Origin of the sequence: Lentilactobacillus farraginis DSM 18382 = JCM 14108 (genome assembly GCF_000583655.1) — a bacterium.
Classification (GTDB): domain Bacteria; phylum Bacillota; class Bacilli; order Lactobacillales; family Lactobacillaceae; genus Lentilactobacillus; species Lentilactobacillus farraginis.
Genome location: NZ_BAKI01000010.1, coordinates 1 through 25,289 on the forward strand (window position 1 = coordinate 1; position 25,289 = coordinate 25,289).

Here is a 25,289-nt window from a genome sequence, read left to right on the forward strand (position 1 = left end):
AACCAAAAAGGGTTGATCCTGATAATGAGGATCGACCCTTTTTAATTTATACTGCGATAGATTAATTATTTTTTATAAATTGATTGTGGGACCCCATAACGGGCTTTGCCCCAAGTTCTTTGCAACCACGGAACGAACCAGTAATCCAATCCAAAGGAACGACCAGCGCCATTCATTAAGGCAATGGCAACAAATAAGGTCCACGTTGTTGTCCAAGTGAGCATCCCAAAGAAGAAGAGGCAAATGACAGCCAGATTGGCCAGCCAGGTAAATAAGCCAAAGAAGATCAAGCCACCAAGAATTACTTCAACAATCCCCAATCCGGGATGGTCGGTAACCAGAAAGCTGACATAATTATTTATGTTGGCCATCCCGTCAAGGAAGAGTGCCAAACCGAAGAACAGCCTTAACGGAACACTCCACAGAACGTTGCTTCTTTTGGACGTGTTGTAACCGAAGACGGTTCGGCCATTCTTAACCCGGAAGAATTCCTCTAAAATATATTTAAACATGAAGTAACCGGAGTGAATCCGCATAAAGTACATAATATTGGTGAAGTGTTTCATGATGGTAGCAATCCAGCCACGAACCCGCTTGCCGCCAAAGACTTGGGCAATCCCATAGTAAGCACCAAAAGAAACGGTGAAGCCCATATTCTTATCTTTAAACGGCATGTAATTTTGACTGCCTTCAATATCGGCTGCCATGTTCGTTGAAACGACAATTGCTTCGTTTTCAGCTTCCTGCGCGGTTTGTGGAACGGCTCTTTCGGCACCTTCCTCAGTTGCGTTGGCGTCATCACCAGCAACATAGATACTCTTGTCTTCATAACCTTTAGCCTGCAGATATTGGTTAGTGACCAACCTGCCACCCCGACCGGTTTCAATACCAAAACTATCGGCAATGTGATTGGTTTTAACACCGGCTGTCCAAATCAACGTGTTTGTTGCGATCGGATCCTGATCCTTAATTTCTACGGAATCAGGGTTAACTTTGGTGATCATGGATTTTGTTCGAATCTCACGTTGTTTTTCTTGAAGTAGGCTTCGGCATGCGCAGCATTGGTTCGGTCAAGCATGTTAATAATAGTGGGTGCGGCTTCGACCAGCATGATTTTAATTTCACTTGGGTCGATTTTGTTTTCCCGAGCCAAGACTTTCTTGTAGTCAATTAATTCACCAACGGTTTCGGCACCGGTAAATCCGGAACCACAAACGACCAATGTCAGCATGGCTTGACGCTTTTTCGGATCGCGTTCCAAAGCACCCTTTCGGATGATCAGATTGATATGATCCCGCAGTGTAATTGCATCTTCCATTGACCAGAGCGTAAAGCCATTCTCTTTAACACCGGGTGTCCCGAAGTCATTGGGCTCGCCACCCATACTGATCAGTAGGCTGTCAAACGGATAGGTGCCGTTTTCACCAATCACTTTTTTATTTTCTTTGTCAATCTCGCTGACATTATCAGTAATTAATTGCACGTTTTTTTGCTTATGAAAAATTCGCTGCAGGTCATACTGAATACTGTCGGGTTCTACCCGCTCGGTTGCCACTTCGTGTAATCGGGTCATATACGTAAAGTAAGAATGACGATCGATTAACGTAATGTGCACCTCTGGATTTCCTTTGAATCGTTTAGCCAATTTTTTGGTGGCATACACCCCAGAAAAGCCAGCCCCAATAATAACGATATTTTTGGCCATCATTAATTCCCCCTTAAAAAGTTTTGACGATAAGTTAAGCAATTAAAAATATATAAGCAAATGAATAATAGCATAACCTATTCTTATCACTCATATTATAAAAGTACAGCGGCTGATTGTCTAATGAATGCCATTTCAAAACATCAAAAAAATGAGCGTTTGCTTTTCACAAGCGCTCATAAGTTGGTAATCTAAGCGTTTTCTAGACTAATTAGGTCATCAGCAATTTTGTTTCACAAGACATAAATAAATATTCATGCTTATTTGTTATTTTTATTTGAATAATCAATGCGCAATAGATACAATAGACGTATATGGGGAGTACTCATAAACTATTAGTTGAGGGGGGATACAGCAATGTTGAATGTTGGTTTGTCAGTACTAGGGTTGTCACGGTTTCAATTTGCGATGACCACGGTGTTTCACTTCTTCTTTGTGCCGTTTTCAATTGGGTTAGCATTTATTGTCGCGATTATGGAGACGGTTTACGTTGTTAAGAAGGATGAGACTTACAAGAATATGGCAAAATTTTGGGGAAAAATTTTCCTGTTTAGTTTTGCTGTAGGTGTTGTTACCGGTATCATTCAAGAATTCCAATTCGGGATGAATTGGTCGGAATATTCACGTTTCATGGGTGATATCTTTGGTGCACCATTGGCAATTGAAGCGTTGGCAGCATTCTTTATGGAGTCAACGTTTATCGGCCTTTGGATGTTTACCTGGGATCGATTCAACAAAGTTGTTCATTGTTTATTTATTTGGTTGACCGCTTTTGGATCAACACTATCGGCTCTTTGGATTTTGGCCGCAAATAGTTTTATGCAGAATCCGGTTGGCTACGTGATTAATTCACAGACGCACCGGGTTAACATGACGAGTTTTTCGGCGGTTGTTACCAATCGCCAGTTATGGAATGAATTTCCACACGTTATCTTTGGTGCTTTTCTAACAGCGGCTTTTGTAGTAGCGGGTTCTTCGGCTTGGCGATTACTTAAGAAGGATCATGAGCACTTCTATCGAAAGTCATTAAAGGTTGGCTTGATTGTGGGCCTATGTGCCTGCTTGGGTTCCGTTTGGTCTGGTGATACGCAGACCCGTTACCTGATTAATAGCCAGCCAATGAAGTTTGCCGCAATGGAAGGCCTTTATAAAAATTCCACAAATAAAGGTAACTGGGCGCCGATTGCCGGCTTTGACACAAAGAATCATCAGACTAAGTGGTCGGTTGATATTCCATATGTCCTGAATATTTTAAGCTACCATAAACTGAGTGGCACGATTAAGGGTCAAAATCAGGTTAATAAAGAATTAAAGGCTAAATATGATGGGACAACCCAAGGTCGAAAGATCAAGGATTACTATGTACCAACCAGAACCCTATTTTGGAGCTTTAGAATTATGGCGGTTTCTGCCGGCTTATTCGGATTGCTTGCAATTATCGGTTTGTGGCTGAATCGAGAAAAATCCAATGCGATTATGCGGCAGCGCTGGTTCCTGTACGTTATGGGAATTTGCCTGTGGCTGCCGTTTATCGTAAATACTGCCGGTTGGTTCGTAACGGAATTTGGTCGTTATCCATGGGTTGTTTATGGGCTCTTAACGATTGCCGATGCGGTTTCACCAACGTCGACGGTTGTCGGACTTTTATTCACCAATATCGTTTACTTCTTGATCTTTGCTTCATTGGGCGCCGTTATGGTCATTTTGAGTCACCGGGTTCTCAAAGCCGGGCCTGATTCGGTATTGACTGATGGCTACTCAAGTAAGCCGGAAAAGTCTTCCGATGTAGATCCTTACGAAATGGGGGCGGCTCATAATGACTAATCTACAGTTACTTTGGTTTTTATTGATTGGTGTTTTGTTCAGCGGCTTCTTCTTCCTCGAAGGATTTGACTTTGGTATCGGCATGTCAATTCGGTTCTTCGCGAAAAATCGTGATGAGCGTGACGTGGTAATCCAAACGATTGGTCCTCATTGGGACGGTAATGAAGTTTGGCTGATTACTGCCGGTGGTGCCATGTTTGCGTCATTTCCAATGTGGTATGCGTCACTGTTTTCGGGTTATTACATTGTTCTGTTTTTGATTTTAGTTGCCCTTATCTTTAGAGGGGTTTCCTTTGAATTTCGGGCAAATATGCAGACTGAAAATTGGCGTAATTTTTGGGAATGGACGGCTTCGATCAGCAGTTTTTGTGCGGCATTTCTTTTCGGCATGATGTTCACCAGCATGATTCAAGGCGTGCCATTGGATGCGCAAGGCAACATTTACGGTAAATTCACTACTTATGTCAACTGGTTCTCATTGGTTGGCGGTGTTGCCGTCTCATTGCTTTGCTTCATTCATGGATTAAACTTCCTGCGTTTGAAGACCAGCGGTGGTTTACGGAAACGGGCCGAGAGTTGGAGTAAATTACTTTACCCGGTTTTACTGGCCGGTGAAGTTGTTTTCGTAATCTTACTGTATTTGACAACTGATTTCTTTGATAGGAAACCAGTAAGCACTTGGGGCATTTTAATCGCGTTGGTTATCTTTACGCTGATTGCATGGTGGGGCGCCAGTGCTTCCCACGACTGGGCATCATTTTTAGCCAGTGGCCTATCACTGATTAGCGTGGTTGTTTTGATCTTTAATGGTTTGTTCCCACGGGTCATGATTGGTCAGAACAACGTTAACTCGATTTTAATCAAGAACGCTTCGAGTACGCCGTATACGTTGCACTTAATGACAATTATTACATTCTCGATCCTACCGATTGTGCTGGTTTACTTTATCTGGAGTTACTGGATATTCTACAAGCGGTTGCGTTCGCCAAAACAAACAGCTTCATAAATTTGCGTTTAAATTGTTTTTGAATTAGTTAAACTGCGGCTGAAGCAGGGGATTTATTCTTCCGCTTCAGTCGCTTTTTTTGTGAGACCATTAATCAGAAAATATAGAAATCTAATTTGAGCGGTTCCATTGTGTGCAACTATTCACTATACTAGAGAATGTAATTAATGAAATTGGGGGAGTGAATCAATTGATCGATAAACGTTTGTTGGCGATGCCGGGAATGAGGCGCTATCTTGGAATCCTGGGGATTTTGGTATTTATCCAAGCCGTGTCAATCATTTTTCAGGCAAGGTCCTTATCAGTTGCCATTGTTAATCTTTGGAATCTGGAACCTTTAAAAACAATTTTTTGGCCGACCGTCATTTTTGCGGCAGCTTTTTTAAGTCGACATCTTTTAACCGTTGCGGAAAATCGGGTCTTTTTTCCGTTTGTCGAAAAGACCAGTGGTCACTTGCGGGAACAGCTAATGGCTAAAATTTTCCATCTGGGGCCGGCTGAAATTGAAAAGCAGGGGACCGGTAATATTGTCACAATGGCGTTGGAAGGAATTGATAAAGTCCAAACTTATTTAATGCTGGTAATTATTAAAATTCTGGATATGTCAATAACACCTTGGTTAATTCTGCTCTACGTCCTTTTTCTAAGATGGGAACAGGCTATTTTCCTTTTTATTATTTTTCCGGTTATCATTTTATTTATGATTATCTTAGGGTTGGCGGCACAAAGTAAAGCTGACCGGCAATATGAGGGCTATCAGCGACTTTCAAACCACTTTGTGGATACACTAAGGGGATTATCGACGTTAAAGCAGCTGGGCCTTTCCAAGCGTTATGCGGATAACGTCTTTAAAGTCAGTGAATCTTATCGGAAAGAAACGATGTCGACACTGAAAATTGCATTGACATCAACCTTTGCACTCGACTTCTTTACCACGCTGTCGATTGCGGTGGTTGCCGTTTTTCTTGGATTTGATTTGCTGGATGGTAAGGTAATGCTGTTGCCGGCGTTAACGATTTTGGTGCTGGCACCCGAGTATTTTTTACCGATTCGAAACTTTGCCAATGATTATCACGCTACTTTAAACGGCAAAAATGCCTTGTCGGCTGTTTTGGAAATTTTGGGTGAACCGGAGATGAAGCAGACCAAAGTTTTAAAGGACTTTACTTGGCAACCGGATACTACACTTGAATTGGATAAAGTGTCTTATACGTATCCCAAAGCTGAAAAGCCGGCTTTAAAAGATCTCTCGGTAACGATTAAAGGTATGAAGAAGATCGGGATTATCGGTGCTTCCGGTTCGGGAAAATCAACTTTGATTAATTTAATTGGCGGCTTTCTGGCACCGGATGAAAAGAATCGGATCAAAATTAATGGCAACGAACTGCCGCATTTGAACCAGCAGGCTTGGCAAAAGAATTTTCTTTACATTCCACAAAACCCGTATTTGTTTCACGCAACGCTGGCCGAAAATATTGCCTTTTATGTTGACCATGCGACGCCCGAAGCTATTAATAATGCTGTTAAGCGGGCCGGTTTGGCAGCGTGGGTTAAGACGTTACCGGATGGCTTGGACACAATGATTGGTGAGGGTGCCAGAACTGTCAGTGGTGGCCAGGCACAACGGATCGCCCTTGCTCGAGCGTTTTTGGATCCGGATCGTAGAGTTTTGTTATTCGATGAGCCGACCGCGCATTTGGATATTGAAACTGAGGCAGCCTTAAAGCAGGATATTTTACCGGTGTTTGACAATCATTTGGTATTTTTTGCGACGCATCGACTTCATTGGATTGGTGAAATGGATTACGTCCTGGTTATTGATCACGGCCGAATTGTTGAACAGGGGACACCTGCCGAACTAACGGCCAAAAATGGTGAGTATGTGAAGTTGCGTTCGGAAATGGGGGCAACAGAATAATGAAGCAGCTAAGAGAAACATTCGCACATGATACTTGGGTAATGCCTTATTTGCGAAAATATAAAGGCTTATTGATTTTGGTTCTCTTTTTGGGATTTATGACGTTCTTTTCCGGTGGCGCGTTAATGTTTAATTCCGGGTACTTAATTAGCGAAGCTGCCAGGCGGCCTTCCAGCATTATTTACATTTATGTGCCGGTGGTCTTGGCACGGGCTTTTGGAATTGCCAGACCGGTCTTTCGATACATTGAACGGCTGACCAGCCACAACTGGGTTTTACGGATTGTTTCCGATTTTCGAAAAAAGTTGTATCAGACAGTCGAACGAAAAGCGACGACCATTCAACGTTCTCACCAAACTGGTGATATTCTAAGCATTTTGGCAGATGATATTGATCATATTGAAAATTTATATCTTCGGACCGTTTTTCCAATGGTTATCGGCTGGCTGCTGTACCTTTTCGTTGTCATTGGAATTGGTTGTCTTAACTGGGTTGTCAGTTTGCTGCTTGTGCTTTTATTGGGCATTATCGTGATTATTATGCCACTGGCTTCGGTAGCCACAAATGGTGTTCGTGAATTTCGGCAGCACCAAATTCAGCATGAATTTTACACAAACCTGACGGATGAAGTTTTGGGCTTGGGGGACTGGCTGATTTCCGGTCGATATCATGACTTTATGAAGCTGCAGGAAAAGCCGATCAAGGCAATTGCAGCATTGAGACGGAAAGATCATTTTTATCAATGGTGGCGCTCGTTTTTCGTTCAAGTCTTGGTATTGTTATCGGTCTTGGTATTACTTATTTGGAGCGGACAATCATTAACTGGTTCCAAGGCCGCGGCTGACTGGATAGCCGCGTTTGCACTGGCTATTTTTCCGGCAGTCTCACCGTTTTTAAATATGAGTCAGGGAATGAGCGAATGGCCGGTTTATCAGCGGTCTATCAAGCGGGTTAACCAGTTGGATCAAAACCAGCCCCGAGAGGTCCCGCAGGAGAAATTATCGGGGAATTTTGAAGCCTTGAAAATCGATCATTTAACTTTTAAATACCCGGATGGTGATCGAAAAGTTGTGAATGATATTTCGATGACGGTTCGTTCGGGTGAGAAGGTGGCTTTACTGGGGCCGAGTGGTACCGGTAAAAGCACCCTCTTAAAGCTGATGGTGGGGGATCTGACACCAACGGCCGGAAAAGTGATGATTAACGGTATGCCGGTAAGTGCTTTGCAGAAAAACCGCGCCGAATTATTCGGCATTCTTGATCAGCAGCCCTACCTTTTTGACACGACAGTTATGAACAATGTCCGGCTTGGAAACATAAATGCTTCAGACGATGATGTAAAAAAAGCGATCGAAGCAGTTGGGTTAAAGTCCCTAATCGAATCGTTACCGGAGCAATACGAGACGCACGTTCAGGAAGCCGGTAGACGATTCTCTGGTGGTGAGCGGCAACGGCTTTCACTGGCCAGAATTCTTTTACAAGACGCGCCGATTATTATTCTTGACGAGCCGACGGTTAGTTTGGACCCGATTACGGAACGGCGGTTACTTGACCAGGTTTTCGCATTACTAAAAGATAAAACGATTATCTGGGTCACACATCATTTGGCGGGGATTAAGCACGTCGATCAAGTTCGATTCCTGGAAGCTGGCCGATTTGATATGCAGGGAACGCCCGAAACGCTCTATCAAACCGAAGCGCGTTTTAGACAATTATATGACTTGGATCGGGGAAAATCGGTTTCCAATAATTAATTCATGAGAAAATTGTATTTTGGGATGGACAAAACACTGGTTCTAAACGACTTTAAATAGCTGATGACCGGTGTTTTTCATTTTTAACAGTTGTGAAACTTTTTTCAAAACAATTGTTGATTTAAGCTTGATCTTTATTTAAGGTGAGAAAACGATTCTACACGCTTGAAAACGGCCGTTGAAGATGATTTAAATGATAAAGTTGAATTAAGAACAAACGGATTTTTAATTTATTTATCGTAGATTAGTGATATTTATCCCAAAATGATATATAATAATATTATATTTTGATATTCGATAAATAAATCATTTATAAAAATGATTTAAATGGTGATCAAATTATAATGGCAACTATGTTATGATAATGGCGAATTGGCAAGGTTTGCCTGGCAGTTCAGAAATACAATCAACATCAGCGAAGGGATGATTTTTGATGAGAAAATACATTGGTTTGGTTGGGACAAACACCAAGCAGTCAACCAATCGACAATTGTTGCAGTTTATGAAACGGCATTTTAAAAAGCAGGCTGAAATTGAATTGATCGAAGTTTCGGGCCTGCCGATGTTTAACAAACCCCAGGACAAGCAGGTACCGGCACGGGCAATTGAGATTGCTAAAAAAATTGATGCCAGCGATGGCGTTATTATTAGTACGCCTGAGTACGATCACGCTGTGCCGGCGGTATTAATGAATGCTTTGGAATGGCTTTCGTACGGCATTCATCCCTTGTTGGATAAACCCGTCATGATTATCGGGGCCTCTTTTGGCTCATTGGGAACTTCCAGAGCGCAGGCGCATCTGCGGCAGATGTTGGATTCGCCTGAGATTAGTGCCCGGGTTATGCCGAGTTCCGAATACTTGGTTGGCCACGTTCTCGAAGCTTTTGACGATCAGGGAAACTTAACGGATAAAGATAAAGTGAAGCAATTAGACGCACTGTTTGCGGATTACCAACAGTTTGTTGAAATTTCAAAGGAACTTTGGCATACGCTGAAGGTAGACAAAGAAGAAGTAAAAAAGATTGATGCAGAAGATTTTAAGTAAAGGGAGTGCGCATTTATGAAATTAGTAGGAATTGCCGGGACGGTCGAAGATAAGTCTTATAATAAAATTTTATTGCAGTTTATTGCCAACCATTTCAGTCGATTAGTTGATATTGAAATTTTAGGTATTGAGGATATTCCCATGTTTGATCAGGACAATGATCAAACCAATAGTGGGGCAATTCAATATTTAAATCGAAAAATTTCTGGTGCGGATGGGGTTATCATTGCAACGCCGGAGCATAATCACACGATTACTGCTGCCTTAAAAAGCGTAATTGAATGGTTGTCATTTAAAGTTCATCCGTTTTCAAATAAGCCGGTTATGATTGTGGGCGCTTCTTATTACGAACAGGGGTCATCAAGAGCGCAATTGAATTTACGGCAAATTTTGGAGGCTCCCGGGGTTAACGCAATCGTTTTTCCTGGTAACGAGTTTCTCTTGGCCAACGTTAAGGAAGCCTTTGATGATAATGGCAATTTGAAGGACGACAAAACAACGGCGTTTCTTGAATCGACCCTTCAGAAATTCCTGAAATTTGTAAAAGTTATTAACACGATGGACCAAGCGAGTGGCGGTAATGACGACGCTGCTGACAGCGAAGATTTGAATGCAACCGGAAAAATTTCAACCACGATTGAAGATGTTGATATGGCAGCAGATGACTGGGTTGAAAAAGCAGCGGAAAAAGTTCACGCGGTTGATGGTAACACTTATGTTAAACTGGATCGTGGCTTGCTAACAGTTGATCAATTGAATTATTTCCTTAACTCGATGCCAATTGAACTTACGTATGCTGATAGCAATAACCAGTTTATTTATTACAATAAGATGACGGATACTAAAAAAATGTTGGCGCCAAGACGTCCGGGACAAGTTGGTGACCCATTGTCGCTCGTTCATCCAAGCGGGCTATTAAGGGAGTTAAGCACGTCATTCACGCCTTAAGAACCGGTAAAACGGACATTGTCAAAATGCCGGTGCCCGGGAATGGTCCGGACAAGTATATTATGCATTATTATAAAGCCATGCATAATGAAAAAGGGGAGTATGTCGGCATTAATGAGTTTGTCGTGGATCTCATGCCGACTATCAAGTGGTATCTTAGCAAAACCGGCCAGAAACTGGTTTCTGACCCGAATGCCAAAGTAGATGCCAGTACCGGGGCTTCGGCCAATGACAGCGAATCTGACAGCTCAGCGGACGCTCAGACCGGTGCTTCATCAAATGACGAGCCCGAGGAACCGTCGACCGCCACTGAAGGCGGTAGTGACGCAACCACGGGGGCTTCTGAAAGCTAATTAAACCGAGTTGGTCATTTCAAGACAGCTGACAAAAAGCGTTTCATCAAGTTCACTAGGAATCTTGATGAAACGCTTTTTTAGTACTGTCCAAGGACATTCATCCTGCAGTTATTGTGTTCTTTGCAGCAACAGTTTAGTAAGACTGGCTAACGTCTTTTTTGCCCCTTTCTCCGGGAGCTGTTCAATCAAGCCCAACGCCTTTTGGGTTAATTCATTGGCAATCTCGTGAGCCTGCCGCAGACCGCCGGAGGCAATAACGATTTTTTGAATTTGCAAAATATCATTTTCGGTCAATGCCTGCTTTTTAGCTAATAAAGGCGATAGTTGCTTATCAGCTGTTTGAAGTGCCAAGATAAGCGGTAATGTATAGACACCGGATTGCAGGTCCTCGAGCACCGGCTTTTTAGTTTGGCTGGCATCGCCTTGATAATCCAGGATATCGTCGAGAATCTGATAAGCCTGGCCGATTGCCAGCCCAATTTGGCCACCCAATGTAACAATCTCCTCAGGCGCATGCGTTAGAATTGCCGACTGTTCGAAACTCAACTTGAATAGCTCGGCTGTCTTGCCTGTAATTTCATGAAAATAATCACTTTTGGACATGTCCTGCCGATAGTTGAACGTCATCTGATCCAATTCGCCATTTAAAATTGTTTGCATAGCAGCAATGTGGCGTTGGAGATCAAGTGGATCATGGGTTGATTTTAAGACCTGGTCAAAATAACAGGTGAATAAGTAATCACCGGCGTAAATGGCATTTTTTTGCCCATATTGGGTGTGAATTGTTTGAACGCCTCTTCGTAATGGAGATTGATCAATCACGTCATCGTGGATCAGCGTGGCTACATGCAGCAACTCAATTGCCGCAGCTCCGGCCCGAAGCCGATCGGCGGCAATTCGGTCGCCAAAGTCGGAATATATGTAAAAGAATCCCGGCCGTAAAAGTTTTCCGCCAGATTTCAGCAACGCCAGAATTTTTGCGTGTACGGGCTGATTTGATAGCGTAACCGCTTTTAGCAGGTACGGTTCGAGTTGAATTAATTTTAATTGAATACGTGGAAATTGACGCCAAATTCGATGAACCATAGGTTATAACCTCAAGTCTTAAGAAAATTTTAACTACCTTTACTAAGATACAAATTACATCGGCACTTGTCAATTAAAGTTGTAACAATTTAGTCGATCGCAATCAGCGGCTCGTCAATCATAAAATTTGAATTGTTGCAAACAAGCGTGACAGGAGGTTGCCTTTCGGCGCACGGTTTTGCTTAGCAATAATCGTGATTACACAAAAAAGGCTGAACAAAATTACTTTTGCTCAGTCTCGTTTAATGATTTATCATGCTAGACATTTTTATTTTTTAGTGTTCGCTCAATTTTAATTTGACTGTTTTTAAGGGACTCATCAGAAATTAATGGTGTTACATCACCGATGCTGATCAGGGTTAGATGATGCATCGCCCTGGTAATAATCGTGTAGAGGGTTCCCAATAATCCCTTATCTGGATAATTGGTTTCCGATGTATCCCAAGCAATGACCGAATCAAATTCCAATCCCTTTGCGAGGTAGATCGGCAATACCAGAATGCCTTTTGGCAAGGTTCGATCCGCGTCTTTCAGCAAAACTGCTCCGGTTTGACTATGAATCAACCGATAGACCAGTTTGGCTTCAGCCATATTCTTGGTTAGAATCGCGACGGTCGCGTATTTTTGCCGCTGCTCCGCGATGATTTTTAATACTTGATCAGTTGCGTCGTCGGTATCCGGTGAAACAATTAGTTCGGGAATGTCGCCGTCACGGTTAAAAGCTTCGATATCGTCACCGTTTGGCAGGATTGATTTTGCAAAGGTCGTAATCGGGTAGGTTGAGCGATAGGACCGCATCAAGCTGATCAGTCGTGAGTGACGGACATGAAAAGCATCGTTTAATTTGTGTAATATCTGCTGCGGCTGTTCAACATCTTTAAAGAGGGCCTGCTCACTGTCTCCCAGTAATGTCCATTTAGTCTGGGGAAAGGCGTATTTGAGATACTTCAATTGCGCAACCGAATAATCCTGCATTTCGTCAACAAACAGATATTTCATCGTATTATTTTGACCGCTTTGACAGATATAGTCGCGCAGATACAGGAGTGGTGCACAATCATCCAGTTTAATCGAATGAAACTCGATATTTTGATTAAAATCGGCAATGGTGTGCTGCCATTCGCTTTGTTTAACATCAGCCGGCAGTGGCACCCGTTTGAGAAAAGCCGCGTACTGAACATAGGGATCTAAAAAATTGTTGTTAAAAATTGCATCGTAAACAACCTGTAGTCTGGCAGTTACAATTTTTTTGGCAATGAAGAAGCGTTCATCATCTTCGTTTTGAAAGTCCCGTAATCGTTTGGTTCCCAGTAAATCATGGTATTTTTCTTCGCTTAACTGGTCGATTTCTTCATTGACCCAATCTGCTTTGGTTTCTGTTATAATCCGGCGCTTCAAGCGTTTAATCAAAGCATTCTTGGTTTTTAAGAAGCGGTCGGGAACCGACATCGCTGCCGGAAAAGAGGCGAAAATCTGGGCAATCTCGTGTTTGCTAAAGAAAACCGTTTCGTTGAAAATAATGTCACTGAACTTGATTTCGGAAGGTGTCAGTGATTGACAGTAATTTTCAACTTTGTTCATGAAATCTGCCGATTCTTTAAACTCACGAACGGCTTTTTGCTGGGACGTCAAGCTGCCATCGGTTTCGTAACGTTCAAATAAACTCTGAACGTTTAGCCCCTTTAACCGATTGTCAATAAATTCGTCAAAGGTTACCTGTCGCATATTGCGCTCGCCCAAGCTTGGCAGAACTTCCGAAATGTAGTGGCTGAATAGTTTGTTTGGAGAAAAAAGAATGATTTGATCCGCTTCCAAGGTATCCCGGCTATGGTAAAGCAGAAAGGCGATTCGCTGCAAAATAGCCGAGGTTTTGCCGGAACCGGCAACGCCCTGGACAACCAGTAATTGACTCTTGGTATCGCGGATAATGTCGTTTTGTTCATGCTGAATAGTTGCCACGATATTTTGCATGTATTCGTCGTTTTGGGCACCCAAAGCCGTCTGCAGCATTTCATCGCCAACTGTTTCGTTGGTGTCAAACATGTTGCGAATCCGGCCATCGACGATCTGGAACTGGCGCTTCTTGGTCAACGTGGTCTGCTGTTCGCCCATTGGCGTTTCATAAGCAACTTTACCAAGGGTACCATTATAGTAAATACTTGAAATGGGTGCCCGCCAGTCGTAGACCAGAAATTCACCATCTTCGTTTTCGAAAGAGGCGATGCCGATATATAACTTTTCGTCTTGAGTTTGGTCATCATCACGAATATCGATTCGGCCAAAATAAGGTGATCTTTTCAAATCTTTCATTGTGGCAAGCTGGCGTTTTAGGATGCTTTCATTTTCAGTTAATCGAGAGACCAGTCCCCGCTGCTGCTGCAGTTCGGCACTGGTTTCAATTCGGTCATCCACTTCAAAATAGTTGACGGAGGTATTGTCAGAGTACGTTTGCTGAACCTTCTTGGTTTCGGTGTGGGCTCGGTTATACTCGTTTTCTGTACTGGTTATTTTGGTGCTGATCTTTGAAATAACCTCGTCAACCCGTTGTTGTTCTTTTTGTTGTTCGTTATTTTCCAAAAAAGGTTCCTCCAGTCTGTTACTGCACTGTGTAATGAATGCGAGCCGTCTGATGAAAATCATATTGAATGAAATCTCAATATGATTTTCAAATTTAAAGCGATCAAATTGAGTCGCCGGAAGATGTTTTCGACAGCTTTCTTTTAACGTCAAAAACGGGCGTAATTTTGACATTATCTTATCTTAACGCTTGCACAATTTTAGTTTGATTTTGGCCGTCTGTCAATTGAATGCGTTAAAGAGACTGCTGAATTGTTTCATTCTTAAAATAAGGGGATAAATGTGGCCGGGTCCTTTGACATTTCCTACATTTATCAGTAAAATTAAAATGTTATTAATAGATGAGTAGAATCGTCGCTGACAGAGAGGTTATGCCTGCTGAAAATAACCATGACGAAACGAATTGGTAAACTTTTAAAGGGTAGCACCCGTATCGCTTAGAGAGGTAACTACACTTACAACTAGTTACAATTTAGGTGGTACCACGTTTAAGCGTCCTATTGTGCAATCAATAGGGCGTTTTTTCGAAAAACGGGTGGGTTGAAACTCGAACATTGAAAGGACAGTTGTAAAATGGCAAAGAAAGTTATCTTAACAGGAGATCGGCCAACCGGCAAACTTCATATCGGCCATTACGTTGGCTCACTGAAGAATCGGGTTGAATTACAGAATTCAGGTGACTACGAAACTTTTATCATGATTGCGGACATGCAGGCGTTAACCGATAACGCCCGTGACCCGGAAAAAATTCGCCACAGTCTGATTCAAGTTGCGTTGGATTATCTGGCAGTCGGCATTGATCCAAAGAAGTCGACGATTCTGGTTCAATCCCAAATTCCTGCTTTACCGGAATTGACGCAGCATTATTCAAACCTGGTCACCGTTTCCCGATTAAACCGAAATCCAACAGTTAAAACCGAGATTAAGCAAAAACACTTTGGCCAAAGTGTTCCTGTTGGTTTTGAAATGTATCCAATCAGTCAAGCTGCCGATATTACCGCGTTCAAAGCAACAACGGTTCCGGTTGGTGACGATCAGGAGCCAATGCTTGAACAAACCCGTGAAATTGTGCGCTCTTTTAATTCGATTTATAAACAAGATATTCTTGTTGAACCGGAAGGCTATTTTCCACCAAAGGGAATGGGGCGAATTCCCGGATTAGACGGTAATGCCAAGATGAGTAAGTCGTTGGGCAACGCTATTTATCTTTCGGATGATGAAGATACAATCACTAAAAAGGTGATGTCAATGTACACAGATCCCAACCACATCCACGTGGCGGATCCCGGACAAATCGAAGGCAACACCGTCTTTACTTATTTAGATATTTTTGACCCGGATAAGTCAAAGGTTGCCGAACTAAAGGCCCAATATCAACATGGTGGTCTGGGTGATGTTAAAATTAAGCGGTACTTAAATGAGGTGCTTCAAGCTGAGTTAAAGCCGATCCGTGAACGCCGGAATCAATATGAGAAAGACATCGCCGGTGTTTATGACATTCTTAAAAAGGGCAGCGAGTATGCAAATACGGTTGCCAACCAAACCCTTAAAGAAGTTCGCGATGCAATTGGTATCAATTACTTTGGCTAGAACTGCCGGAAAGGATGGCAGGGATGCAAAACCTTGTAATTTTGGATATTGGCTCCAATTCGGTTCGAATGGCCATTAACCAAATCTTAGAAGACGGTACTTATCGCGAAATAAAACGGGTCAAAAATGACAGTCGACTATCGGAAGGAATGGGCCGGGCAAAGGTTCTTCAGCCCCAGGCGATGGAACGAACAATCCGGGCACTGGCCGAGTTTAAAGCTATTTATCAGCAATACCGGGCAGATTATGTTATCGGGATTGCGACTGCTGCTGTTAGACAGGCGAAAAACCAGACGGCTTTTCTGCAAAAAGTCAAAAGCCGGATCGGAATCACCATCCGGGTTCTTTCGGGCGTTCAGGAAGCGTACTATGATTATCTTGGGGTGATTAACCGGTTAGGAATTAAAAATTGCCTGATTCTTGACATTGGTGGCGCCAGCTGTGAATTAATCAGAGTAGTTGGTGGTCGAAGTAAAAATCTGACCAGCATTCCCATCGGGGCCGTCAATATTTCAGAACGGTTTCATTTGACTAATACTGTTTCAGGAGCGGATCTGTTTAATGCCCAGTTTCATATTCAAAAAGTCTATTCCCGAATTAAATGGTTAAAACACTCCCAGCGTGAACCACTGGTTTTATTGGGCGGTGCTAATCGAACACTGGCCAGAATTAACAGGACGCGTCAGGGGATGAAATGGGTCGATGCGATTCACGGCTATCATTTGAGTTATGAACAGGTTAATCGGACCTATCTCAATTTGCTGCGGGGTGATGTGAAGCGCCGCCGCCAAATTCAGGGCTTGGAACGTGACCGCGCAGATATTATTGTCGGTGGTTTATTGCCTCTGATGGTCTTGATGGAAAAGGTCGATACGCGAAAAGTTCTGTTTTCTGAAAGTGGCGTTCGTGAAGGCATCATTACCGAATTTGTGGAAGCCAAAAAATAAAGTAAGTTTAAACAGACTGTAAGTTACGCAAACAAGATAAAAGGCTGGCATCAGGACTTCTTCCTGCCCAGCTTTTTGTTGCCTATATGGGCAAAATCGGAGGGATTAAATGGATTCTCAGTGGGCGCATTTCTACCAAAAAACCTATCAGCAGCGACGAGAAATGCTCGCTGAATTTGCGGGCCTGAGTCAGGCTGAAACAGCGGCCTTGAAAAGCGAAAACAAGCCGATCTTTAATCATTTGATCGAAAATTATTTAACAGACTACGCACTGCCGGAAGGTATTGCCACTAATCTCAAGGTAAACGGCCGCCGGTACCTGGTACCAATGGTTACGGAAGAGCCATCGGTAATCGCGGCTGCCAGTAACGGCAGCAAGTTGTTGGCGGCTGGCGACGGCATTGCAGCTAAAATCGACCAGCGGCTTTTAACCGGTCAAATAATCCTTAAAGACGTGGCTGATAAAAATGAACTAACCAGACTGATTACGGATTACCAATCTCAGTTGATTAAAATTGCCAATGATAGTCATCCCCAAATTTTAAAGCACGGCGGCGGTGCAAGGTCGCTTTCGCTTCGGCAGCTGGATGAGCAGTTTTTCTCGATTGATTTAACTGTTGATCCCGGTGAAGCAATGGGTGCCAATTTAATGAATACAATGCTGGAAGCAGTCGCTGATTATTTGCGATCGCTGGCTTTTCAGGTAACAATGGCTATTCTTTCCAACATTGCTGATAAAAGTTTGGTGACGGTGACGGGAAAAGTTGCGTTTGACCAGTTGGGTGCATCAGCAGTGATTGGAAAGAAAACCGCCGAAAGAATTGTCGATGCCGCTACGGTGGCCCAGTTGGATCCAAAGCGGGCTGTTACTCATAATAAAGGCATTATGAATGGGGTTGACGCGGTTGTTATGGCTACCGGTAATGATTGGCGGGCTGTTGAAAGCGCGGCTCATGCTTTTGCCGCACGGAATGGCCGTTATAAAGGGTTAAGTACTTGGAAGCTTGAAGACCATTACCTGGTCGGCCAAATGACACTACCGTTGTCTTTGGGAATCGTTGGTGGTGCTACCAGCGTTTTACCGCTTGCGGCAGTGAATAAAAAGATGATGCAGGTCAATCACGTCCAGACATTAATGGCGGTGACTGCGGCACTTGGACTGGCTCAGAATTTAGCAGCTCTAAAAGCGTTGGTTACTGACGGCATTCAAAAAGGGCATATGAACTTACAATTACGTTCTTTAGCAATGGCTAACGGTGCTGTGGAAGCTGAATTGCCGGCAGTGGTTGCCCGCTTGCGGCAAATGCCGCGGCCAAGTGCCCAAGCTGTTCGGCAGATTCTTAAAGAATTACGAAAGAAGGATAACAGTAATGGATAACGAAATTAATATCGAATTAAATGACCAGGTTCACAGTCTAATTGATGCAGTAAATCATTTTTTCCCAGGGACTGTCACCGTCACCTTTTTAGGAAAGCTACAAGCCGGATACGTTCGGCATGATCAATCCCAGGTCGTTCAAGACGGCAAGAATGTAATTGTTCAGATTGCGGACCTCAGCGCGCCTAATTACACGGCTTCCCATGAATTACTGCACCTGCTGATGGTTTTGAGAGGTTTTCCCCAGGTCTTCTTCTCGTTAACAACTGGTAATGCCGATTTGGATGATCAGCTTAAAATGATGGGAACCGAGTTATATGATATCGTCTCTCACTTTGTTGTTGTTTCTGAACAGCGCAAGCATGGATTGATTGATGACGATATTGAGGAAATGTATTTAAAGGGGGTTTACGCGACTATTAAACCGGAACCGGATCCCTTGGATGATCAAATGACGCTTCGGTTAATGACTTTATTGGATGCAATGGTCTTTTATGGCGATAAATTTGATCAGGTTGCCGATAAATTAAAAAAGGACTTTCCGGTTTCGCTTGCGGCAGCCGAAAAGCTCTATCAGGTGATTACCAAAAAGCCGACTGATTCACCGTTTGGTTTGCGGCGAAACGTTATCAAATTGTTCAAAGCCTTTGATGAACAATTGAAACAGTGGGAATTGCCGCCACTTCATAATACCGAATTTACAACGTTAACCAGTGTTCTTTCAAAACGACAGCTTAATTTACAAGTAAAGCAGTTATTTGAAGTTTTTCATTCCGAACTGATTGAAATCAACAGTAATACCCGGGCCTATGTCGGGTTTAATCGGGTGGACGATCAAAATTCGTTCGTATTGGCAAATCCAAAGGGCGAACAGGATAATCCCGAATTTTTTAAAGAAATTTATGGAAAAACCGTTAAAGAACTGTTCGACAGCCTGAAAATGCCCTATATTGAACGTGAGTAGAATTTTAATAAGGGAGTGGAATCAATGATTGATCAAGAAATTCAAACATTGTTTGATAACGCGAAAAAGATTGTTTTCCTGACGGGAGCCGGTGTTTCAACCGCGTCCGGAATCCCGGATTACCGTTCAAAAAACGGGTTATATACAAACGATAAATCGGATAAACCGGCTGAATATTATTTAAGCGCTGAATGTCTGCGTGACGAACCCAAGGTTTTTTATCAGTATGAAAAGTCCAACATGTATTATCCTGATGCCAAGCCCAATGTCATTCATGAACGACAGGCTGCTTTCACTCGGGAGCGGGATGCGGTTGTTGTCACGCAAAATATCGATAGCCTTTATCGAAAGGCAAATACCGAAAATCTTGTTGAATTTCACGGGAATTTGTACAACGTTTATTGTCAAAAATGTCGAAAAAAAGTGGACTATCGTGAGTATCTGAAGAGTATGTATCATCGCAATTGTGGTGGGATCCTAAGACCTGACATCGTGCTTTACGGGGAAGGATTAAATCCAAGTGCGATTTCTCAAAGTATTCAAGCAGTTTCGAAAGCCGATTTGATCGTCATTGTCGGCACATCGATGCGCGTTTATCCATTTGCCGGTTTGATTGACTATCGAAGCGAAAATGCCCATGTTTTGGCAATTAATGAGGAACAGCTGAGCTTCACATTTCCGTTTACGATGATTAAAGAGAACGCAGTTGACTTCTTTAACGATCTAAAAGTCAACGCTTAACCAGAAATCCGTTTGGAGGGTGAGGTGACAAAATGATCACGATAGGCTTGACCACTTTTTCAGAGCATCCCGCGTTGATTGATCATGCCAAACGCAAAGTTCGGTTATCGGAATATAGTGCCCATTTTCCGGTTGTTGAATTGGATACGCCGTTTTATGCCATTCCTAAAACGACAGTCATTCAGCATTGGCAGCAGCAGGTACCGGATAACTTTCAATTTATCTTGAAAGCAAATCGGGTCATGACAATGCACGATCAGGGGACGGATAATCCCGTGGGCGGCGAAGAGCGGTTGTCTGAATTTAAAGCTTACAAGCGGGCAGTGGCACCGCTTGTGGCAGCAGGGCAGCTGAAAACCATTCTCTTTCAGTTTCCGCCATATTTTGCCAGGAAGGTCGAAACAATCGAGTATCTTCGGCGGATTCGGACACTGATGGCGGGATATCCGATTTCGGTAGAGTTTCGGAATCCATCATGGTACGGGGCAGGAATTTCAAATGATGTGGCCGATTATTTCAGGGAACTTGGTTTGGATCTGGTCATTGCTGACGAGCCGCACACCACTAATATGGGGGTGCCTTTCGAGCCGGTGGTTACCAGCAAGCAGCTCTGCATGCTGCGGCTTCACGGCCGAAACATTAAGGGATGGACGGACACTACCGGTGATTGGCGTCGTAAACGCACGCTGTATCGGTATTCGACAGAAGAACTAATCCAATTAAAGGCGGTTATCCTCAAGCTTCAAAAGCAGACCGATGAAGTTTGTGTGATTTTCAATAACAATGCCGGCCGGGATGCGGCTGACAACGCGTTAACACTAAAGCAGCTGCTTGGTATTTCCTTCACTGGGCTGTCACCGCTGCAAATGGACTTATTTTAAAAAATGGCTGGCAAACGGCTGCTTTTTTGGCACAAAGTTTTCCGGCAATTCTCGCATCCCACTACTTTTTTTTGCTATACTTGATGGTAATATTATCAAAGAATCATAGATTAATACGATTGGAAAAGAGGTACTTTCATGGCAGAAAGTAAGCCAACATTTTATATTACAACCCCAATTTATTATCCTTCCGGCAGGTTACATATCGGAAACTCCTATACCACCATTGCTTGTGATGCTGTTGCCCGATACAAACGGGCAATGGGTTACGATGTGTTCTTCCTGACCGGTACCGATGAACATGGTTTAAAGATTGAACAAAAAGCAGATAAACTAAACATGACGCCGCAAGCCTACGTTGATAAGATGGCAAAAGGGATTAAGGCGTTATGGAAAAAGTTGGAAATTTCCAACACAAAATTCATTCGGACAACGGATGATTATCACGAAAAAGCCGTTGCTGATATTTTTCAGAAACTACAGGACCAGGGGGACATTTACCTTGGTGAGTACACCGGCTGGTACTCGGTTTCGGATGAAGAGTATTTCACTGAAAGTCAGCTTGCTGAAGTTTATCGGGACGATAACGGTAAGGTAATCGGTGGTAAAGCACCGAGTGGTCATGAAGTCCAATTAGTTCACGAACAATCCTACTTCTTTAAAATGAGTAAGTACGCAGATTGGCTGCGACAATATTATCAAGACCATCCTGACTTCATTCAGCCGGCTACCCGAATGAATGAAATGATTAAGAATTTTATTGACCCGGGGCTTGAAGACCTGGCTGTTTCCCGAACAACTTTCCATTGGGGCGTGCCGGTTAAATCAGACCCCAAGCACGTCGTTTATGTTTGGATAGACGCTCTTTCAAACTATATTACGGCATTGGGGTATGACGGCAGTGATGATAGTAACTTCAAGAAGTACTGGCCGGCCGACGTTCAAATGGTTGGTAAGGAAATTGTTCGATTTCACACGATTTACTGGCCGATTATTTTACATGCGCTTGGGTTACCACTACCGAAGACGGTGTATGGACATGGTTGGTTATTAATGAAGGACGGCAAGATGTCCAAGTCCAAGGGCAATGTAATCTATCCGGAAACATTGATGAATCGATATGGCTTGGACGCTTTGCGCTACTATTTGCTGCGGGCAATGCCATATGCTAATGACGGGATTTTCACGCCGGAAGACTTTGTCGACCGGGTAAACTTTGATTTGGCCAACGATCTTGGGAATTTGTTGAATCGAACCATTTCAATGATTAATAAGTATGAAAACGGTGTTATCCCAGCCTTTAAGCCGGGTGTGACCGATTTTGATGCAGAATTGGAAACGGTCTGTGAGCAGGCGATTGCCGGCTTTAAAGAATGTATGGATGAGCTACATTTTTCAGATGCCTTATCCGAAGTTTGGAAGCTGGTTTCTCAATCCAACAAATATATTGACCAGACTGAGCCATGGGTTTTGGCTAAAAACGATGCCGATAAAGAAAAGTTAGCCGCAGTAATGGCTCATTTGGCGGCCAGTTTACGAGTGATCGCTGAATTAATCAGTCCGATTATGACGCACGCGCCAAAGGAGATTTTTCAACAACTGGGCTTGGATGAGGACATTGATTTAAAGAATCTCAAGTTGGCTGATTTACCTGCAGGTGCCAAGACGGTTTCAAAAGGGACCCCGATTTTTCCACGGGTGGATGTTGATGAAGAGGTGGCCTTTATTAAAGACCAAATGACTACCAACACCAAAGCGAAAGGTCGAGCCGCAATGAAAGCCGCCGCTGAAAAGAGTTTTAATCCGGAAGAAACCGACTTGAAACTGACCAAGAAAGCGGTCCGTTTTGATGCTTTTGAAAAAATTGAGCTTAAAGTAGCGGAAATTCTGGATGTCAAAAAGGTTGCGGGCGCGGACAAACTGCTTGCTTTCCGATTGGATGCGGGTGATGATGGCGACCGCCAAATCCTCTCGGGAATTGCGCAGTGGTATCCGGACTATCAAAAATTGATTGGTAAAAAAGTGATTATTGTTTCGAACTTGAAACCACGAAAGATGCGGGGCCAGGTTAGCAAGGTATGTTACTGTCAGTTGAACATAAGGATGGTAATGTCGAATTGGTAACCGTCGATTCACATCTTGAAAATGGTTTAACGCTGGAATAAGTTATAAATGGACCGATTTTCTCATCTTTTCATTTGATAAGAAAACGGTCCGTTTTTGTGATTTACAAATGTAAGCAAAATGAGGAATTATATTTATGATGAAAATCTTTGATTCACATACCCACTTGAATGATGATCAGCTTTATCCTCAAGCCGAGGATTATGCCCGCCATGCCAAAACGTTGGGCGTTGTTAAACTGGCTAATGTTGGTTCAAACCAGGTTTTAAATGACCGTTCACTGGCGCTAAGTGCCAAGTATCCTGACATGTATTCGATTATTGGCTGGCATCCGGAAGACGCCATTCATTTTCATGATGCGCAGCGGGACCTGCTGATTGAACAGTTGCAAAGCCCCAAAGTAGTGGCGGTTGGCGAGATTGGTTTGGACTATCATCAAACAATTTCACCACGTGCCGTTCAGAAGCGGGTTTTTAAAGAACAGATTGAGATTGCCAAGCAGTTACATTTGCCGATTTCCGTGCATAATCGGGATGCCTTTGAGGATACCTACAGCATTTTAAAAGAATTGGCGGTTCATGAAATTGGCGGGGTGATGCATAGTTTTAATGGCGATTCGGAATGGCTCAAAAAATTTCTGGATCTGGGAATGTCGGTTTCTTATAGTGGGGTGGCGAGTTTTAAAAAGACCCGTGACGTTCATGAAGCGGTTAGGCAAACCCCGTTTGACCGAATGATGGTTGAAACCGATGCGCCATATTTGGCGCCGGAACCGCTTCGAGGAAAGCAAAATGAGCCGGCTTATACATTGTATACGGTGGAAGCAATTGCCAGGTTTTGCGATGTGAACCCGGATGTAATTGCGGCCCACACCTATCAAAATACGTTACGGTTATTTAGGATTGAGGATAATGAAAAAAATTAAAGAAGTCATCGTCGTCGAAGGAAAGGACGACACTAAACAGATTTTAAGAGCAGTGGATGCCGATACAATTGAAACCAGGGGTTCTGCAATCCCGGAAGAAACCATGGCGCTGATTAAGAAGGTTGCCCGAACGCGGGGAATTATTGTCTTTACGGACCCTGATTTTTCGGGTGAGAAAATCCGAAAAACAATCTCGGCAGAAGTTCCCAACGCCAAGCACGCTTTTATTACCAGGGCACAGGGCGTTCCCAAACGCTCTGACGGCTCTTTGGGCGTTGAGCATGCCAGTGCCGAAGCGATTCGCGAAGCGCTCCGTCACGTTTACACGGAGGATACTGGCGCCGAGGAATTGATTAGTCGTGAAACGTTAATGAAAAATGGGCTGATGGGAAATCCGGATGCTAAGAGTCGCCGGGAAGCGTTAGGTGAAATTCTGGGGATTGGTTATGTTAATGGTAAACAACTGCAGCATCGGCTGCGGATGTTTGGCATTACCAACCAACAATTTCGTGAAGCTGTCAAAAAAATAAATGGGGGCAAAGCAAATGAATAATTATCCGGAAATCGGTTCTCCTGCCAGGACCCAAGCAATTTTAAACCGCTATCGGCTCTCTGCAAAGAAGAGTTTGGGCCAGAACTTTCTGGTTGATTTAAATATTTTGAAGCATATCGTTACGACTGCGGCGCTGACTAAACAGGATAACGTGATTGAAATTGGCCCCGGTATCGGCAGTTTAACCGAACAGCTTGCCAAGGCCGCCAAGCAGGTATTGGCGTTTGAAATAGATGAAAATTTGCTGCCGGTCTTGGCTGAAACTTTGGCACCATATAAAAATATTGATATTATCTATCAGGATATTTTGAAAACCAATCTACCGGAAATCGTGCGGGAGCGTTTCGGCGAGGGCACACCGCTAAAGGTGGTCGCAAATCTGCCTTACTACATTACAACGCCGATTGTGATGGATTTATTGGCTAATCCAGTGCAGTTTGACGCGATTGTGGTGATGATGCAAAAAGAAGTGGCGGATCGTTTGAATGCCCAGCCGGGAACCAAACCTTACGGCTCACTGTCTGTGATTGTTCAACAGCAAAATGATGTGGCGCTTTCATTTATTGTGCCCAAAACGGCTTTTATTCCCCAACCTAAAGTAGACTCGGCGATTGTGAAACTCACACCGCGTCAAGATGATGCCGAGCAGCCATTTAACCACAAGCGGTTTATCGGTTTTGTCAGGGGATGCTTTATGCATCAGCGCAAAACGCTGTGGAATAATTTGCTGGGTGTCTTTGGTAAGCAGCCGGCAATTAAAGATCAGATAAAAACGGTGCTTGAACAGCTGGCGATTAATCCCGCAGACCGACCGGAACAGCTGGCGGTTTCTCAGTTCGTTTCACTAACGAATGCGTTTCATAAAATTAATTTATTAAAATAATTATTTCTTGTTGCCAGATAAAGAATTTTGTGATATAATTTGCAATTTCTTCGCTTTTATGCTAAAATGCGTTACTGTGAGGTG

16 protein-coding genes and 3 pseudogenes are annotated in these 25,289 nt (G+C 43.3%); 16 read left to right on the plus strand and 3 right to left on the minus strand.

What is annotated here, in order from left to right; genetic code table 11:
- Positions 1-65: 65 nt before the first annotated feature.
- Positions 66-1,705, minus strand: a pseudogene (locus JCM14108_RS05335) (FAD-dependent oxidoreductase).
- Positions 1,706-2,062: 357 nt separating this feature from the next.
- On the opposite strand from JCM14108_RS05335, the gene JCM14108_RS05340 reads away from it, so the two are divergent.
- The 6 genes and pseudogenes from JCM14108_RS05340 (at position 2,063) to JCM14108_RS14810 (ending at position 10,553) form a co-directional block, all read left to right on the plus strand.
- Positions 2,063-3,529, plus strand: coding sequence for a cytochrome ubiquinol oxidase subunit I (locus JCM14108_RS05340; RefSeq protein ID WP_035178999.1), 1,467 nt, complete (start codon positions 2,063-2,065; stop codon positions 3,527-3,529).
- Entirely contained in the window at positions 3,522-4,535 is a 1,014-nt protein-coding gene (gene cydB / locus JCM14108_RS05345) for a cytochrome d ubiquinol oxidase subunit II (RefSeq protein ID WP_035179001.1), read from the plus strand. The genes JCM14108_RS05340 and cydB overlap by 8 nt, the downstream gene beginning before the upstream one ends.
- 190 nt (positions 4,536-4,725) lie before the next feature.
- A complete protein-coding gene (gene cydD, locus JCM14108_RS05350) occupies positions 4,726-6,453 on the plus strand; it encodes a thiol reductant ABC exporter subunit CydD (RefSeq protein WP_035179004.1) in 1,728 nt (575 codons plus the stop codon).
- A complete protein-coding gene (cydC, locus tag JCM14108_RS05355) occupies positions 6,453-8,207 on the plus strand; it encodes a thiol reductant ABC exporter subunit CydC (RefSeq protein WP_035179005.1) in 1,755 nt (584 codons plus the stop codon). Before cydD ends, cydC begins: the two co-directional genes overlap by 1 nt.
- A gap of 433 nt (positions 8,208-8,640) precedes the next feature.
- Positions 8,641-9,252 carry an NADPH-dependent FMN reductase gene (locus tag JCM14108_RS05360; RefSeq protein ID WP_035179008.1) on the plus strand — a complete coding sequence of 204 codons (612 nt, stop codon included), beginning with the start codon at positions 8,641-8,643 and terminating at the stop codon, positions 9,250-9,252.
- A 15-nt stretch (positions 9,253-9,267) separates the two neighbouring features.
- Positions 9,268-10,553 (plus strand): annotated as a pseudogene (locus tag JCM14108_RS14810) (NAD(P)H-dependent oxidoreductase).
- Between the two features lie 111 nt (positions 10,554-10,664).
- Here the strand turns inward: JCM14108_RS14810 and JCM14108_RS05370 are convergent.
- A complete protein-coding gene (locus JCM14108_RS05370; protein WP_035179010.1) occupies positions 10,665-11,642 on the minus strand; it encodes a polyprenyl synthetase family protein in 978 nt (325 codons plus the stop codon).
- 258 nt (positions 11,643-11,900) lie between these two features.
- The gene (gene helD / locus JCM14108_RS05375; RefSeq protein WP_035179012.1) at positions 11,901-14,219 is read right to left on the minus strand and encodes an RNA polymerase recycling motor HelD; all 2,319 of its coding nucleotides are present in this window, start codon (positions 14,217-14,219) and stop codon (positions 11,901-11,903) included.
- 573 nt (positions 14,220-14,792) lie between these two features.
- Here helD and trpS point away from each other — a divergent pair.
- The 10 genes and pseudogenes from trpS to rsmA all read left to right on the plus strand — a co-directional run bounded on the left by trpS (position 14,793) and on the right by rsmA (position 25,205).
- Positions 14,793-15,809: a tryptophan--tRNA ligase gene (gene trpS, locus JCM14108_RS05380; protein ID WP_035179015.1), complete on the plus strand. Its 1,017-nt coding sequence runs from the start codon at positions 14,793-14,795 to the stop codon at positions 15,807-15,809.
- 23 nt (positions 15,810-15,832) lie between these two features.
- Complete coding sequence (locus JCM14108_RS05385; protein ID WP_035179016.1) at positions 15,833-16,756, plus strand: Ppx/GppA family phosphatase; 924 nt, start codon at positions 15,833-15,835, stop codon at positions 16,754-16,756.
- 109 nt (positions 16,757-16,865) lie between these two features.
- Positions 16,866-18,134 (plus strand): hydroxymethylglutaryl-CoA reductase, degradative, encoded by a 1,269-nt coding sequence (locus JCM14108_RS05390; protein ID WP_035179019.1) that lies wholly within the window; start codon positions 16,866-16,868, stop codon positions 18,132-18,134.
- Positions 18,127-19,098, plus strand: a complete 972-nt coding sequence (locus tag JCM14108_RS05395; RefSeq protein WP_035179021.1) for a hypothetical protein — start codon at positions 18,127-18,129, stop codon at positions 19,096-19,098. The genes JCM14108_RS05390 and JCM14108_RS05395 overlap by 8 nt, the downstream gene beginning before the upstream one ends.
- Before the next feature lie 24 nt (positions 19,099-19,122).
- Positions 19,123-19,839, plus strand: a complete 717-nt coding sequence (locus JCM14108_RS05400; protein ID WP_035179023.1) for an NAD-dependent protein deacylase — start codon at positions 19,123-19,125, stop codon at positions 19,837-19,839.
- Positions 19,840-19,871: 32 nt separating this feature from the next.
- A complete protein-coding gene (locus JCM14108_RS05405; RefSeq protein WP_035179025.1) occupies positions 19,872-20,720 on the plus strand; it encodes a DUF72 domain-containing protein in 849 nt (282 codons plus the stop codon).
- Between the two features lie 138 nt (positions 20,721-20,858).
- Positions 20,859-22,885, plus strand: a pseudogene (metG, locus tag JCM14108_RS05410) (methionine--tRNA ligase).
- Positions 22,886-22,983: 98 nt separating this feature from the next.
- Complete coding sequence (locus JCM14108_RS05415) at positions 22,984-23,769, plus strand: TatD family hydrolase (protein WP_035179081.1); 786 nt, start codon at positions 22,984-22,986, stop codon at positions 23,767-23,769.
- Positions 23,756-24,322, plus strand: a complete 567-nt coding sequence (gene rnmV, locus JCM14108_RS05420) for a ribonuclease M5 (protein WP_035179027.1) — start codon at positions 23,756-23,758, stop codon at positions 24,320-24,322. The genes JCM14108_RS05415 and rnmV overlap by 14 nt, the downstream gene beginning before the upstream one ends.
- Positions 24,315-25,205, plus strand: a complete 891-nt coding sequence (rsmA, locus tag JCM14108_RS05425) for a 16S rRNA (adenine(1518)-N(6)/adenine(1519)-N(6))-dimethyltransferase RsmA (protein ID WP_035179029.1) — start codon at positions 24,315-24,317, stop codon at positions 25,203-25,205. Before rnmV ends, rsmA begins: the two co-directional genes overlap by 8 nt.
- Positions 25,206-25,289: the final 84 nt, after the last annotated feature.

Coding starts and splice junctions, on each gene's coding strand:
- JCM14108_RS05405 (WP_035179025.1), top strand. CDS start 19,872: ATGATCACGATAGGCTTGACCACTTTTTCAGAGCATCCCGCGTTGATT.
- JCM14108_RS05340 (WP_035178999.1), top strand. CDS start 2,063: ATGTTGAATGTTGGTTTGTCAGTACTAGGGTTGTCACGGTTTCAATTT.
- JCM14108_RS05395 (WP_035179021.1), top strand. CDS start 18,127: ATGGATAACGAAATTAATATCGAATTAAATGACCAGGTTCACAGTCTA.
- JCM14108_RS05385 (WP_035179016.1), top strand. CDS start 15,833: ATGCAAAACCTTGTAATTTTGGATATTGGCTCCAATTCGGTTCGAATG.
- JCM14108_RS05370 (WP_035179010.1), bottom strand. CDS start 11,642: ATGGTTCATCGAATTTGGCGTCAATTTCCACGTATTCAATTAAAATTA.
- rsmA (WP_035179029.1), top strand. CDS start 24,315: ATGAATAATTATCCGGAAATCGGTTCTCCTGCCAGGACCCAAGCAATT.
- cydB (WP_035179001.1), top strand. CDS start 3,522: ATGACTAATCTACAGTTACTTTGGTTTTTATTGATTGGTGTTTTGTTC.
- JCM14108_RS05400 (WP_035179023.1), top strand. CDS start 19,123: ATGATTGATCAAGAAATTCAAACATTGTTTGATAACGCGAAAAAGATT.
- JCM14108_RS05360 (WP_035179008.1), top strand. CDS start 8,641: ATGAGAAAATACATTGGTTTGGTTGGGACAAACACCAAGCAGTCAACC.
- cydC (WP_035179005.1), top strand. CDS start 6,453: ATGAAGCAGCTAAGAGAAACATTCGCACATGATACTTGGGTAATGCCT.
- rnmV (WP_035179027.1), top strand. CDS start 23,756: ATGAAAAAAATTAAAGAAGTCATCGTCGTCGAAGGAAAGGACGACACT.
- JCM14108_RS05390 (WP_035179019.1), top strand. CDS start 16,866: ATGGATTCTCAGTGGGCGCATTTCTACCAAAAAACCTATCAGCAGCGA.
- trpS (WP_035179015.1), top strand. CDS start 14,793: ATGGCAAAGAAAGTTATCTTAACAGGAGATCGGCCAACCGGCAAACTT.
- JCM14108_RS05415 (WP_035179081.1), top strand. CDS start 22,984: ATGAAAATCTTTGATTCACATACCCACTTGAATGATGATCAGCTTTAT.